Origin of the sequence: Nocardioides sp. YIM 152315 (assembly GCF_029210375.1) — a bacterium.
In the GTDB taxonomy this organism is placed as follows: Bacteria; Actinomycetota; Actinomycetes; order Propionibacteriales; family Nocardioidaceae; genus Nocardioides.
Genome location: NZ_JARGER010000038.1, coordinates 326,417 through 338,987 on the forward strand (window position 1 = coordinate 326,417; position 12,571 = coordinate 338,987).

A 12,571-nucleotide genomic window follows, 5' to 3' on the forward strand; every position below is an offset into this window, starting at 1 on the left:
AAGCGCGACTTCGCCTTCATCCCTTGATGAACCGCCGCCACCGGCACCCGCACCACCCGACAGGCGCGGGCGCGGCCGTCAGCTGGCGGGAGGGCCGACCAGCAGCGCGAGGCCGGTGAGGGCGGCGACGGCGACCACGCCGGTGGCGGCACCGCGGACCGGGTTGCGCAGCAGCCAGGCGACCGGCCGGTCGAGGCCCCGCTGCGGCGACGAGGTCGTGAGGCGCCAGGTGTCGGCGAGGGCACCGCGCCGCTCGGCGTACCGGTCGAAAAGCACGGTGAAGAACGGCGGGACCGCGGCGGCGAGGCCGAGCAGGGCCCGGCCGGCCGACCAGCGCTGGTCGACCGCCACGAGCACGGTGGTCAGGCAGTAGGCGACGAAGACGACGCCGTGGACCATGCCGAAGACCCGGACGCCGAGCTCGGTGGTCTCGGTGACGTACTTGAGGAACATCCCGAGGAGCAGCAGCGCCCACGTGATCGCCTCGGCGATCGCGACGCGACGGAAGAGAAGGGTGGGATTCATGCGAAGGTCCGCTCTGCGAGGCCGGTGAAGAAACCGAGGCCGTCGGTCCCGGAGCCGGTGAGGCTCTCGACGGCGTGCTCGGGGTGGGGCATCAGGCCGACCACGTTGCCGCGGTCGTTGGAGATGCCGGCGATGTCGCGCACCGAGCCGTTGGGGTTGGCGTCGAGGTAGCGCGCCACGACCCGGCCCTCCCCCTCGAGCCGGTCGAGGGTGTCGGCGTCGGCCACGAAGCCGCCCTCGCCGTTCTTGAGGACGATGGTGACTTCGGCGCCCTCGTCGTACGACGAGGTCCACGGCGTGCGGTTGTTGTCGATGCGCAGCCGCTGGTCGCGGCACACGAACTTGCGGTGGTCGTTGCGGATCAGCGCACCCGGGAGCAGGTGGGACTCGCACAGGATCTGGAAGCCGTTGCAGATGCCGAGGACCGGCATGCCCTTGCCCGCGGCGGCGACCACCTCGGCCATCACCGGCGAGAAGCGGGAGATCGCGCCGCACCGCAGGTAGTCGCCGTACGAGAACCCGCCCGGCAGGACGACGGCGTCCACGCCGCGCAGGTCGTGGTCGCCGTGCCAGAGCGGGACGGCCTCGTTGCCGCCGAGGACGACCGCGCGCTGCGCGTCGACATCGTCCAGCGACCCCGGGAAGGTGACGACCCCGACCCTCACGCCGACACCTCGTCGGCGAGGGCCTCGACGCGGACGGTGTAGTTCTCGATCACGGGGTTGGACAGCAGTGTCTCCGCCATCTTGTCGACCTCGGCGAGGACGGCGTCGGTGACCTCGCCCTCGACGGTCAGCTCGAACCGCTTGCCCTGACGCACGTCGGTGACGCCCGAGAAGCCCAGCCGCGGCAGGGCTCCGTGCACCGCCTTGCCCTGGGGGTCGAGGATCTCCGGCTTGGGCATGACGTCGACGACTACGCGAGGCACGCGCTCATTCTAGAAGGGTGCGGCAGACTGGGCGGCATGAGCCTGCCCACAGGATTCCCGGGAACCAACCCGCTGCGCCTGGAGTTCCCGCAGTCGCTGGCCGTGTACGACGACTACGCCGCCGCCCAGAAGACCGTCGACTTCCTCTCCGACAGCAAGTTCCCCGTCGAGCACCTGATGATCGTCGGCACCGACCTCAAGCGGGTCGAACGCATCACCGGCCGACTCACCACCGGCCGGGTCGCCCTCGGCGGGGTGCTCTCCGGCCTGTGGCTGGGACTCTTCGTCGGGCTGATCTTCTCGTTCTTCGTCGACGAGGACATCCTCGCGATGATCCTCTCCACGGTGCTGCTGGGAGCCGTCTTCGGCGTCGTCTGGGCCCTGCTCGGCTACGCGCTCACCCGCGGCCGGCGCGACTTCTCCTCGGTCACCCAGGTCGTCGCGACCCGCTACGAGGTGCTCGTCGAGCACAAGGTGGCCGCGCAGGCACGCGAGCTGCTCGCCGGGCTGCCCGGCGCGCTGCCCAACCCGTTCGAGTGACTCCCGCCGCCGCCCGCCCCGCCGCGGGTTTACCCGGTCCGCGCGACTGGGAATGAGGTCCGCGACCACAGGAGCATCCGACTCGGGGGCCGCGATGACCGAGATCGTCCCGCAGGACATCCGTGCAGCTGCAGACAAGATGGAGGCCGCCGTCACCGCGGTGGACGCCAACATCCCGACCGGGGTGAGCGCCGTGAGCACGGCCCTCCCCGGCAGCCAGAGCGCGGGGGCGGCGACGTCGCTGTCCGAGACCTGGCGCACGGCGTACCGCACCTGGGTCACCGACGGCACCGCCCACGTGGCGTCGCTGCGCCGGCACGCCGACGACTGGGTCGAGACCGACCTCGCGCAGGCGGCGCGCATGGAGCGGCTCGCGCGAGAGGGGATGTGATGGTCACCATCGACCAGCTCAAGCAGTGGGACGCCGACCGGCTCGGCGTCGTCGCCGACGAGCTGCACACCCGCCGCGGCTCGCTCACCGACCTCGCCGACGAGGTCGACGCCGGGCGTCCGCCCGCGTCCTGGGTCGGCGGCGCCTCGGTGTACGCCGAGCAGGACCACGACCAGCTCGCCAACCGGCTGACCGACCAGGTCGCCGAGCTCAACCTGGTCATCTCCGCGCTCGACACCGCGAGCGGCCAGGTCCGCAGCGCCCGCACCACCCTCGACGACGCCCTCTCCCGGGCGAGCAGCAACGGGTTCACCGTGAGCTCGAGCGGCACCGTCACCAGCGACCGGACCTTCACCGACGAGGACGAGCAGGCCGACGCCCAGCGGATCGCCGACGAGATCGCCCAGGCCATCACCGACGCCCTCGCCGACGCCGCCGAGGCCGACAGCGCGCTGGCCGCGTCGCTCCGGTCGGCCCGCACCAGCGACGTCGACGCGGGCGGCGGTCTCGATGACCAGGCGCTGCCCGACGCGCTGCGCGGGCTGACCACCGAGGAGCAGGTCGACTACCTCCTCGACCACCCCGATCTCGCGGACATCCTGGTGCCGAGCCTCCCCGAGCCGCTCAAGCACGAGCTGGGCCAGGGCCTGTCCGACCTGCTCGACAGCGAGGTCAACGACGACGACTTCGACCTCGACGACGAGACCGTCGACCGGCTGTCGACGCTCCTGGACTCCTACGGCGGCGACCCGGAGATCGCGTCGTCGCTCTACGAGGACCTCGGCGCCGACGGCACCGTCGCCACCCTCGGCAGCATCGAGAGCTACCTGCGCCTCGGCGGCACCGACCCCGACAAGGTGGCCGACCTGGCGGCCGACATCCGGCGTACCCTCGGCACCGCCGGTGACGACCCGTCCTTCGACGACCACGGCTTCGGCCAGGATCTGGTCCGCCACGCGACCTGGCAGCTCACCGACGAGCAGCGCGACGCGTTCCAGGACCGCTACCCCCACTACAGCGGCAGCGGCGCCTCGATCCTGACCTACCTGATGCAGGACCATGGTCTCGACGGCGACCTGGTGCGCGGGGTGGCCGAGCAGCTCGACGAGTTCGAGCGCTCCGGCAACGACCTGGGCGCGGAGTACTGGTACGGCCACAACGGCCACAGCCCGCTGACCGCCGACGGCGAGTACGACGGCTGGTACGACGACCCGATGGCGGCGGCCCTGGGCAACCTCGGGTCGCACCCGGAGGACGGCTACCAGTTCCTCACCGACGACCCCGAGCGGCAGGACTACTACTTCCACGACCGCAGCTGGGAGGCCGACGGGTTCGAGGGCATCACCCAGCTGGCCGAGGGCATCGGCACCGACGAGGACCTGATCGCGAACCAGCCCGAGGGCACCGCCGAGCTCGTCTCGCGCTTCTTCCACGGCATCGCCGGCAACGAGTCCTTCAGCGTCGACAACGCCGAAGCCGGCTCGCCGCACCTCGCCGAGCTGATGAAGCACTACACGCCCGCGATGGACGCCGCGCTGCGAGCCCCGGGCGAGGGTGAGCCGGGCGCGGTCCCCTTCGAGGACGCGTTCCTGGGCACCGCCGACCACTACCCGCGGCTGTTCTCGGGCGACCTCGAGGAGCTGATGCAGGTCGCGGTCAGCACCGACGACGGCGCCACCAGCATCGCCGAGGGCATCGGCGCCTTCCAGCAGCAGCAGATCAACGGCGCGGCCGTCCAGATGGCCGACGACCCCGACGACTACCGGCTCGGCAACCAGCTGCGCGACGGGCTGGAGCGCTCGGCGAACCTGCAGGGCTTCGCCGAGTGGGCCGTCGGCTCCGTCGAGATCGGCGACGCCCAGGAGCACGACGCCCGCGTCCAGGCGTTCTCCGACCTCGTCGGCGAGGCGGCCGGCCTGGTGCCGCTGCCCGGAGCCGACGTCGTCGGTGAGCTCGGCAGCCGGGCCCTCGACGCCGCGTGGGGCCAGGGCGTCGACCTCGGGACGGGTGCCCTCGACGACGCGATGTCGCAGACGGACGAGGCGACCCGCGAGGCCGAGACGCGCGCGTCGTACGGCGTCACCCAGGCGAAGCTCGGCACCTTCCACGCGCTGGCCGAGGCCGGCGTGATCCCCGAGTCCGAGATCCCGGAGACCTGGCGCGACGACAACGGGCGGCTCGTCGACATCGAGGACATCCCGGCCGAGGACCGCTCGGCGTACGCCCAGAGCGCGATGTCGGTGGCGTCGGGCTACGTCACCAACATGGACCTGGAGACGTCCTACAAGGACGCCTTCCTGGACTACTACGGCGACACCAGTGACTGACCGTGGTCGCGCCGTCCTGGTGGGGCTCGTGGCCGCGGTGGCGCTCGTCGGCTGCTCCGGGGACGAGGACCCGTCGCTGCTGACCGACGACGACCTGCCCGCGATCGAGTCGACCACGACCTTCGGCAGCGGTCAGCCGACGGCGACCACCTGCTCGGAGCTGACCACCCGGATCCCGTCGATCGGCACCCCGGACGCCGACGGGCCCCAGCCGCTCACGAAGTCCTACACGCTGGAGTCCGGCGACGTCGTCACCGCCTCGCTCTTCGTGCCCGCGCAGCGCTACGGCGATGCCGACGGCGCCCTCGCCGCCGTCGAGGAGGCGGTGGCCGCCTGCGTCGAGAAGGGCGACGTCACGGCCCTGTCTGACTCCGACGGCCTTCCCGAGGGCGCGGTCGGCTTCAGCGGCAGCACGACCGGCGAGGACGTCGCCGTCCAGGCCCTCGCGCCCACCGGCGACGACCGCATCGTCTCGGTGACGGTCACCCACACCGGCGGCGGCGAGCCCGCGGTCGAGATCGCCGAGGTGCTCTCGGCGGCCCTGGCGAACGCCTCCGACATCGGCCGCGACGAGTCCTGATCAGCTGAGCTCGCGCTTGAGGATCTTGCCGGTCGACGTCATCGGCAGGGCGTCGACGAACTCGACGATGCGGGGGTACTTGTACGCCGCCATCTGCTCCTTGCCCCACGCCACCAGCTCGTCCTCGGTGGCCTGGGCGCCCGGCGCCCTGATCACGACAGCCTTGATCTCCTCGCCGTGGCTGTCGTGCGGCACGCCGATCACCGCGGCCAGCGACACGGCGGGGTGGGTCATCAGGACCTCCTCGATCTCGCGCGGGTACACGTTGTAGCCGCCGCGGATGATCATGTCCTTGGAGCGGTCGACGATGTAGTACCAGCCGTCCTCGTCGCGGCGGGCGAGGTCGCCGGAGCGGAACCAGCCGTCGGCGATGGCCTCGGCGGTGGCCTCGGGGCGGTTGTAGTAGCCCTTCATGATGTTGTGGCCCTTGATCGCGATCTCGCCGATCTCGTCCGCGCCCTCGACGTCCGTCCACGCGCCGCGGGTCGACGCCGGGTCGATGAGCTTCATCTCGACACCGGGGATCGGCACGCCGATCGAGCCGACGCGCACGGGCTCGCCGTACGACGAGAACGACGCGACGGGGCTGGTCTCCGAGAGCCCGTAGCCCTCGAGGATCGTGACGCCGAAGCGCTTCTCGAACTCCTTGTGCACCTCGACGGGCAGCGCCGAGCCACCGGCGACGGCGACCCGCAGGTTGCTCGCGACCTCGGTGACGTCGAGCCCGTCGGCCTGGGCGTCCTCGAGCGCGCCGAGCAGGCCCCAGTACATCGTCGGCACCCCGGCGAAGAACGTGATGCGCTCCTGCTTCATCAGGTCGAGCGCCGCCCGCGGCTCGAAGCGCGGCAGCATGACGATGGTCGCGCCGTAGGCGAACGGGCCGTTCTGGCAGGTGGTCTGGCCGAAGGAGTGGAAGAGCGGCAGCACGCAGAGGTAGGTGTCCGGGTTGTCGGCGCTCGCGCCGAAGAGCGCCTCGCCCGACCGCGCGTTGTCGCGCATGTTGCGGTGGCGCAGCTCCGCACCCTTGGGCTGGCCGGTGGTGCCGGAGGTGTAGAGGATGACGGCGGTGTCGTCCTCGTCGGTGCCGACGGTCTCGAACTCGGCGGCCTGGCCGCCCATCGCCTGCGCCATCGTCTCCACCGGGTCGTCGGGAGTCCCGTCGATCGGCGAGGGAGCCGCGAGGTCGGCGGTGATCACGAAGAAGTGCTCGCAGCCGTCGACCTGCTGGAAGCCGGCGTACCCCTCCTCGCCCATCGGCAGCTCGGGCGTGCCCTCGAAGCAGAAGTAGGCCTTCGCGTCGGAGTCGCCCAGGTGGTAGGCGACCTCGCGGCCCTTGAGCAGCACGTTGAGCGGCACCACGGTCGCGCCCGCCTTGAGGATGCCGTAGTAGACGATCGTGAAGTACGGCAGGTTCGGACACGTCAGCGCGACCTTGTCACCGGGCCGGATGCCGCGCGAGACGAGCAGGTTGGCGACCATGTTCGCGAACGTGTCGACCTCCGCGTACGACAGCCGCCTGTCGCCGAAGACGATCGCGGTGCGGTCGGGGAAGGCCTTCGTGCTGTCCTCGAGCAGGCTCGCGAGGTTGTACGTCGTCATGCGGTCAACCTACTCACCGGTCGCGACGGTCTACCAGCGCTGGCCGGTCAGCAGCTCGTAGGCCTCGACGTACCGGCTCCGGGTGCGCTCCACGACCTCGGGCGGCAGCGGCGGCGGTGCCGCGCCGGACGCGCGGTCCCAGCCCGACTCCGGGGAGAGCGCCCAGTTGCGCACGATCTGCTTGTCGTACGACGGCTGCGTGCGGCCGGGCTGCCACTCGGCGGCGGGCCAGAAGCGCGACGAGTCGGGCGTGAGCACCTCGTCGGCCAGCACGGTCGTGCCGTCGGGCCGGGCGCCGAACTCGAGCTTGGTGTCGGCCAGGATGATGCCGCGCTCGCGGGCGACCTGCTCCGCGCGGCCGTAGACCGCGAGCGTGAGGTCGCGCAGCTCCTCGGCGCGCTCGGCCCCGATGGTGGCCGCGACCGCGTCGTACGAGACGTTCTCGTCGTGCTCGCCGAGCTCGGCCTTCGTGGCGGGCGTGAAGATCGGCGCGGGCAGCCGGCTGCCGTCGTCGAGCCCGGCCGGCAGCGCGAGGCCGCACACGCGGTGCTCGGGGCCCGTCGCCCGGTAGTCGACGAGGCCGGAGCCGGTCAGGTAGCCGCGGGCGACGCACTCGACGGGGTGCATCGCGAGCCGCTCGCAGACCACCGCGCGACCCAGCACCGGCGCGGGGACGTCGGTGGAGAGGACGTGGTTGGGCACCAGGTCGGCGAGCTGGTCGAACCACCACAGCGACATCCGGGTCAGGATCTCGCCCTTGTCGGGGATGGTCGTGTCGAGCACGAAGTCGAAGATCGAGATGCGGTCGCTGGCGACCATGAGCAGCTCGCCACCGGGCAACTCGTAGAGGTCGCGCACCTTGCCCGAGTGGACGTGGGTGGCGCCGTCGACCTCGGGCGCCGTCGGGATGTTGAGGTCGGCCACGTCCCCAACTCTAGGGGCCGGATCCGCTCGCCCGAGCCGCGGCTGGCAGAGTGAGGCCATGCCGGAGCCTGCAGCCGACTTCCACGCCCGCGTCCTGGCCGCCGCCGTCGACGGGCGCCTGCCCGCACCCGCCATGAGCCAGTGGGACATCTTCCCCTGGGAGGCGGTCGACGGTGCCGTCGTACCCAAGGTGCTGGACGCTCCCGGCGCCGAGGCACCGCGCGCCGGTGAGGAGGGCGGCAGGTCCTGCCCGGCGTGCGCCGGCTTCACCGCCGACCGGCTGGTCTGGGAGGACGAGCACTGGCAGCTCACGGTCGAGCCGAGGCCCTCCGGCCTGCCGCTGGTGCTGACGCTCTGGAGCCGCGAGCACCTCGACACCGGCGACCTCGACGACGACCAGGCCGGGGAGTTCGGGCGGATCGCCAACCGCCTCGTCCGCATCGTCCAGGGGCTGCCGCACGTCGGTCGCGTGCACGTCAACCGCTGGGGCGACGGGTGCTCCCACTTCCACGTCTGGTTCGTGGCGCGACCGGAGGGCTTCGCGCAGATCAAGGGCTCGTACGCCGTCGAGTGGGACGACATCCTGCCGCCGGTCGACGAGGACGTGTGGCGCGCCGACCTGCACACCGTCGCGACGAAGCTCGCCAACTGGGGCGGGCACGCTCGGGCCTGAGGTTGAGTCGTCGGCATGGCTCGCGGGTCGACGTCCGCGGGCCGGCGCGCGGGCACTTCACGGCTCGTCCGCGTCGCCGCGCCGTCTGACTAGGAGCGCACCTCGAACGATCGGGCGCCCGTCGGCGTCGCGGGGGTGACGTCGACGCGGTCGACCGATGCCGCGGGCGGGCCCTGGCGCAGCCAGTCGAGCATGGCCTCCACGGTCTCGGGATCCCCCTCGAGGTGTGCCGCGACCGAGCCGCCGGGCTCGTTGCGCACCCAGCCCGCCACGCCGAGCCCGCGCGCGGTCCGCTCGGCGTGGTAGCGGAAGGACACTCCCTGCACCCGGCCGGTCACGACGACGTCGACGACGCGACGAGCGCTGGCTGGCATGGCCCCATTGTTGACGATGGCGACCCGTCGGGGGCGCCGGCACACTGGGGCATGACCTTCCTGGGCGAGCCACCGACGACGCCACGGGTGCGTGCCCTGTACGACGGCGACGTCGACTCCCGCGGCTACGTGATGGACCTGAGCCGGGCGTGGGCGCACCACCCCGAGGCGCACGACGCGCTCTTCGGGCTGATCGCCGCGGTCGCGGTCGAGGGTGGGCTGTCGATGCGCGAGCGCGCGATCCTCGTCGCGGCGTGCGCGTCCACGCTCGGCGACTCCTACTGCTCGCTCGCCTGGGGCACGCGGCTCGCCGAGGAGTCCGACCCCGCGATCGCCGCGGCCGTGCTCACCGGGTCCGACGACGGCCTCGACGACGCGGAGCGGGCGATGGCTCGCTGGGCCCGGCAGGTCGCCCGCGACCCGAACGCGACGACGCGGGCGGACGTCGACGCGCTGCGTGAGGCGGGACTCGACGATGGACGGGTCTTCGCGGTCACGACCTTCGTCGCGCTCCGGCTGGCGTTCTCCATCGTGAACGACGCGCTCGGCGCCGTGCCCGACGAGGAGCTCCGGGCCGGGGCGCCGCCCGAGGTGCGCGACGCCGTGACCTGGGGCCGTCAGCGGTCGCAGCCCAGCCCGCCCGCGTAGCCCTCGGGGACCTTGCCGGCGACGACCTGGTCGGCGTACTCCCAGATCACCTCGGGGTAGTCACCCCGCGCGTTCATGTCGTCGAGCACCGGCCAGTCCTGCGCCGAGGTGAGGACTCCCGCGGCGCGCTGCGCCCGCCGTTCGTCTCCGGCGCGCGTCGCGTCGGCGTACTCGTCGAGCCAGGCGCAGGCGACCGCTCCCGCGACCTCGGCGCCGAGCTGGTAGTCGTCGCTCTGGTCGGAGTCGATCGACGACCTGGCGACACCGGCGGGCAGCAGCGGGTGGGCGACGTCGGCGATGCCGTCCAGGATCTCGTCGATCGTGGCGCTCCGCTCGGAGCCGGTCACGAAGGAGCCGGGCAGGAGCGCGTCGAACTCGGCCTGGTCGACGAACCGCAGGCTGGTCAGGAGCGCGCGGTACCCGGCCTCGTCCATCCCGGACCCCCGGAGCTCGAACCACCGGCCGCCCTCGACCTCGCGGATCGCGGTGTGGTCGGTCGCGCTGTAGGCCCACATCTGCGCACCCAGCTCGAGCACGGTGACGGGCTCGCCGTCCGCCGGGGGTTCGACGACGTGGCGCCGGTCCTCGACGTAGGAGTCGTACTGGTCGGCGGGGTACCAGGAGACGTCGAAGCGATCCCGGCCCTTCTCGTAGGTCATCTCGCCGCTCTGCCCGTCGGCGTACGCGGCGGCGACCACCCATCCGGGCGCGTCGAGGACGACGCGGTCGCGCACGTCCGCGCCGGTCGGCTGGGACGCGACCCCGGAGTCCGCGCCGTCGCCGCCGGACCCGCCCGTCGCCCACCAGGCGGAGCCGACGGCCAGCGCAGCGACCACGGAGGCGGCCGCGACCGGGACGAGCCACGTCGTACGGCGGCGAGGGCGCTCGGCGCGGATCGGGCGGTCGTCGAGGGTGGGAGTGCGCATGATCTCCTCCAGGAGGTCGGCCCGCCCGTGGTGGAGCGGCAGGTCCGCGAGGGCCTCGTCGGTGATCTTCGGGTTCACGGCTGCTCCTTCCTGGCGAGCTGGGGGTGTCTGGAGGGGTGATGTCCGGGCGGTTCGGGATCGTTGCCGAGCAGATCCCGCAGCCGGGCGCGGGCGCGGGAGAGCCGGGGGCGGACGACGACGGTCGTGAGCCCGAGCACCTCTGCGATCTCACGCGGCTCGAGTCCCTCCCACAGGTGCAGCTCGAGCACCTCCTGGTCGCGGGCGCTCAGCCGCTGCATCGCGGCGGTGACGTCGGCCCGCTGCACGACCTCGTCGCTGACGTCGGGCAGCGCGGCGGCCAGCTCCCGGCGCAGCCGCTGGCCGAGGTGGGTCCGCCGGCGGTCACCGCGACGGTGGTTGGCCAGCACCCGCCGCGCCACGCCGTACAGCCAGGGCCGGGTCTCGACGCCGGCGGGCACGTGCGCCAGCCGGCGCCAGGCGACCAGGAACGTGTCCGCCGTGACGTCGGCCGCGTCCTCGGTCCGGTCGGTGCGCCGCACGGCGAACCCCAGGACGGCGTCGAAGTGCTCGGCGTACAGGCGGCGGAAGGACTCGTCGCGGCCGTCGCTCATGACTCGTTCATGTCCGGCACCGGCCCGGGCGTTGCAGGCGACTTCCCTAGAGGATCGCGCCGGGGGCGTACGCCGCGGCCTCGGAGTGCTGGTCGGTGACGTCGGCGACCCGGCGCACGACGTGCTGGACCTGGTCGACGGCCGCGCCGGTGAACGTGATCGGTTCGGCGACCAGGGTCGCGAGCTGGTCGGCGGTCAGGCCCAGCCTGTCGTCGGCGGCCAGGCGCGCGAACACGTCGTTGTCGGGCTGGCCCTGGCGCATGTCGAGCGCCGTGCCGACCGCGGCCTCCTTGATCGCCTCGTGGGCGGCCTCGCGGCCGACGCCGTTGCGGACGGCGGCCATCAGCACCTTGGTCGTCGCGAGGAACGGGAGGTAGCGGTCGAGCTCCCGCTGGATCACCGCCGGGAACGCACCGAACTCGTCGAGGATCGTCAGGAACGTCTCGAAGAGCCCGTCGGCGGCGAAGAACGCGTCGGGCAGCGCGACCCGGCGTACGACGGAGTCGGAGACGTCGCCCTCGTTCCACTGGTCGCCCGCGAGCTCGCTGACCATCGAGAGGTGGCCGCGGAGCACGACGGAGAGGCCGTTGACGCGCTCGGCGGAGCGGCTGTTCATCTTGTGGGGCATCGCCGAGGAGCCGACCTGGCCCTCCCGGAAGCCCTCGGTCACCAGCTCGTTGCCGGCCATCAGCCGGACCGTGGTCGCGAGGTTGGAGGGGCCGGAGACCAGCTGCACCAGGGCGCTGACGACGTCGAGGTCGAGGCTGCGGGGGTAGACCTGGCCGACGCTGGTCAGCACCCGCTCGAAGCCGAGGTGGTGGGCGACGCGCTCCTCGAGCCGCTGCAGCTTCGAGGCGTCGCCGTCGAGGAGGTCGAGCATGTCCTGCGCCGTGCCCATCGGGCCCTTGATGCCGCGCAGCGGGTAGCGCGCCAGCAGCTCCTCGACCCGCTCGAGCGCGATCAGCATCTCGTCGGCGATCGTCGCGAACCGCTTGCCGAGCGTGGTCGCCTGCGCCGCGACGTTGTGGCTGCGACCGGCCATCACCGTGGCCTCGTGCTCGGCGGCCAGCCGCGCGAGCCTGGCCAGCGCGGCGACGGCCCGGTCGCGCACCAGGGAGAGGCTCTGGCGGACCTGGAGCTGCTCGACGTTCTCGGTCAGGTCGCGGCTGGTCATGCCCTTGTGGATGTGCTCGTGCCCGGCCAGCGCGGAGAACTCCTCGATGCGCGCCTTCACGTCGTGTCGCGTGACGCGCTCGCGCGCGGCGATCGACTCGAGGTCCACCTTCTCGACGACCTCGCGATAGGCCTCGACGACGCCGTCGGGCACGTCGATGCCGAGGTCGCGCTGCGCCTCCAGCACCGCGATCCACAGCTGCCGCTCGAGCACGATCTTGTGCTCCGGTGACCAGATCCGCGCGAGCTCGGCGGAGGCGTAGCGGGCTGCCAGGACGTTGGGCACAGTCACGTGCCTCATCCTCCCACGACGGTTGAGTCGGGACTTCTG

15 protein-coding genes are annotated in these 12,571 nt (G+C 72.4%); 6 read left to right on the plus strand and 9 right to left on the minus strand.

Annotation, left to right across the window (positions count from 1 at the left end; translation table 11 throughout):
* Positions 1 to 78: 78 nt before the first annotated feature.
* The 3 genes from PZ894_RS16045 to purS are packed head-to-tail and all read right to left on the minus strand — an operon-like array spanning position 79 to position 1,453.
* Positions 79 to 525, minus strand: coding sequence for a DUF3817 domain-containing protein (locus PZ894_RS16045; protein WP_275746298.1), 447 nt, complete (start codon positions 523 to 525; stop codon positions 79 to 81).
* On the minus strand, positions 522 to 1,190 hold the full coding sequence (purQ, locus tag PZ894_RS16050; RefSeq protein WP_275746300.1) for a phosphoribosylformylglycinamidine synthase subunit PurQ: 669 nt from the start codon (positions 1,188 to 1,190) through the stop codon (positions 522 to 524). The genes PZ894_RS16045 and purQ overlap by 4 nt, the downstream gene beginning before the upstream one ends.
* Positions 1,187 to 1,453: a phosphoribosylformylglycinamidine synthase subunit PurS gene (purS, locus tag PZ894_RS16055; RefSeq protein WP_275746302.1), complete on the minus strand. Its 267-nt coding sequence runs from the start codon at positions 1,451 to 1,453 to the stop codon at positions 1,187 to 1,189. Before purS ends, purQ begins: the two co-directional genes overlap by 4 nt.
* Before the next feature lie 36 nt (positions 1,454 to 1,489).
* Here purS and PZ894_RS16060 point away from each other — a divergent pair, with 36 nt between their 5' ends.
* The 4 genes from PZ894_RS16060 (at position 1,490) to PZ894_RS16075 (ending at position 5,291) form a co-directional block, all read left to right on the plus strand.
* Complete coding sequence (locus tag PZ894_RS16060; RefSeq protein WP_275746304.1) at positions 1,490 to 1,993, plus strand: general stress protein; 504 nt, start codon at positions 1,490 to 1,492, stop codon at positions 1,991 to 1,993.
* Positions 1,994 to 2,087: 94 nt separating this feature from the next.
* The gene (locus PZ894_RS16065; protein ID WP_275746305.1) at positions 2,088 to 2,384 is read left to right on the plus strand and encodes a hypothetical protein; all 297 of its coding nucleotides are present in this window, start codon (positions 2,088 to 2,090) and stop codon (positions 2,382 to 2,384) included.
* The gene (locus PZ894_RS16070) at positions 2,384 to 4,711 is read left to right on the plus strand and encodes a hypothetical protein (protein ID WP_275746306.1); all 2,328 of its coding nucleotides are present in this window, start codon (positions 2,384 to 2,386) and stop codon (positions 4,709 to 4,711) included. Before PZ894_RS16065 ends, PZ894_RS16070 begins: the two co-directional genes overlap by 1 nt.
* Positions 4,704 to 5,291 carry a hypothetical protein gene (locus PZ894_RS16075; RefSeq protein WP_275746308.1) on the plus strand — a complete coding sequence of 196 codons (588 nt, stop codon included), beginning with the start codon at positions 4,704 to 4,706 and terminating at the stop codon, positions 5,289 to 5,291. The genes PZ894_RS16070 and PZ894_RS16075 overlap by 8 nt, the downstream gene beginning before the upstream one ends.
* On the opposite strand, the gene PZ894_RS16080 is transcribed toward PZ894_RS16075, so the two are convergent.
* Positions 5,292 to 6,890 carry a long-chain fatty acid--CoA ligase gene (locus PZ894_RS16080; protein WP_275746310.1) on the minus strand — a complete coding sequence of 533 codons (1,599 nt, stop codon included), beginning with the start codon at positions 6,888 to 6,890 and terminating at the stop codon, positions 5,292 to 5,294.
* Positions 6,891 to 6,920: 30 nt separating this feature from the next.
* The gene (locus PZ894_RS16085) at positions 6,921 to 7,814 is read right to left on the minus strand and encodes a phosphoribosylaminoimidazolesuccinocarboxamide synthase (protein WP_275746311.1); all 894 of its coding nucleotides are present in this window, start codon (positions 7,812 to 7,814) and stop codon (positions 6,921 to 6,923) included.
* Between the two features lie 58 nt (positions 7,815 to 7,872).
* On the opposite strand from PZ894_RS16085, the gene PZ894_RS16090 reads away from it, so the two are divergent.
* Positions 7,873 to 8,487: a hypothetical protein gene (locus PZ894_RS16090; RefSeq protein ID WP_275746312.1), complete on the plus strand. Its 615-nt coding sequence runs from the start codon at positions 7,873 to 7,875 to the stop codon at positions 8,485 to 8,487.
* 89 nt (positions 8,488 to 8,576) lie between these two features.
* Here the strand turns inward: PZ894_RS16090 and PZ894_RS16095 are convergent, their stop codons facing one another.
* Positions 8,577 to 8,861: an acylphosphatase gene (locus tag PZ894_RS16095; RefSeq protein WP_275746314.1), complete on the minus strand. Its 285-nt coding sequence runs from the start codon at positions 8,859 to 8,861 to the stop codon at positions 8,577 to 8,579.
* A 51-nt stretch (positions 8,862 to 8,912) separates the two neighbouring features.
* Between PZ894_RS16095 and PZ894_RS16100 the strand changes: the two genes are divergently transcribed.
* Complete coding sequence (locus tag PZ894_RS16100) at positions 8,913 to 9,509, plus strand: hypothetical protein (protein ID WP_275746316.1); 597 nt, start codon at positions 8,913 to 8,915, stop codon at positions 9,507 to 9,509.
* Here PZ894_RS16100 and PZ894_RS16105 read toward each other — a convergent pair.
* Genes PZ894_RS16105 through purB form a run of 3 tightly spaced genes read right to left on the minus strand, consistent with a single transcriptional unit; the run spans position 9,479 to position 12,541 of the window.
* Positions 9,479 to 10,513 (minus strand): hypothetical protein, encoded by a 1,035-nt coding sequence (locus PZ894_RS16105; protein WP_275746318.1) that lies wholly within the window; start codon positions 10,511 to 10,513, stop codon positions 9,479 to 9,481. The two genes, PZ894_RS16100 and PZ894_RS16105, sit on opposite strands and share 31 nt — an antisense overlap.
* Entirely contained in the window at positions 10,510 to 11,067 is a 558-nt protein-coding gene (locus PZ894_RS16110) for a sigma-70 family RNA polymerase sigma factor (protein WP_275746320.1), read from the minus strand. Before PZ894_RS16110 ends, PZ894_RS16105 begins: the two co-directional genes overlap by 4 nt.
* A 46-nt stretch (positions 11,068 to 11,113) precedes the next feature.
* The gene (gene purB / locus PZ894_RS16115) at positions 11,114 to 12,541 is read right to left on the minus strand and encodes an adenylosuccinate lyase (protein ID WP_275746322.1); all 1,428 of its coding nucleotides are present in this window, start codon (positions 12,539 to 12,541) and stop codon (positions 11,114 to 11,116) included.
* Positions 12,542 to 12,571: the final 30 nt, after the last annotated feature.

Coding starts and splice junctions, on each gene's coding strand:
- PZ894_RS16045 (WP_275746298.1), bottom strand. CDS start 525: ATGAATCCCACCCTTCTCTTCCGTCGCGTCGCGATCGCCGAGGCGATC.
- PZ894_RS16060 (WP_275746304.1), top strand. CDS start 1,490: ATGAGCCTGCCCACAGGATTCCCGGGAACCAACCCGCTGCGCCTGGAG.
- PZ894_RS16065 (WP_275746305.1), top strand. CDS start 2,088: ATGACCGAGATCGTCCCGCAGGACATCCGTGCAGCTGCAGACAAGATG.
- PZ894_RS16070 (WP_275746306.1), top strand. CDS start 2,384: ATGGTCACCATCGACCAGCTCAAGCAGTGGGACGCCGACCGGCTCGGC.
- PZ894_RS16080 (WP_275746310.1), bottom strand. CDS start 6,890: ATGACGACGTACAACCTCGCGAGCCTGCTCGAGGACAGCACGAAGGCC.
- PZ894_RS16090 (WP_275746312.1), top strand. CDS start 7,873: ATGCCGGAGCCTGCAGCCGACTTCCACGCCCGCGTCCTGGCCGCCGCC.
- PZ894_RS16095 (WP_275746314.1), bottom strand. CDS start 8,861: ATGCCAGCCAGCGCTCGTCGCGTCGTCGACGTCGTCGTGACCGGCCGG.
- PZ894_RS16100 (WP_275746316.1), top strand. CDS start 8,913: ATGACCTTCCTGGGCGAGCCACCGACGACGCCACGGGTGCGTGCCCTG.
- PZ894_RS16110 (WP_275746320.1), bottom strand. CDS start 11,067: ATGAGCGACGGCCGCGACGAGTCCTTCCGCCGCCTGTACGCCGAGCAC.
- purB (WP_275746322.1), bottom strand. CDS start 12,541: ATGAGGCACGTGACTGTGCCCAACGTCCTGGCAGCCCGCTACGCCTCC.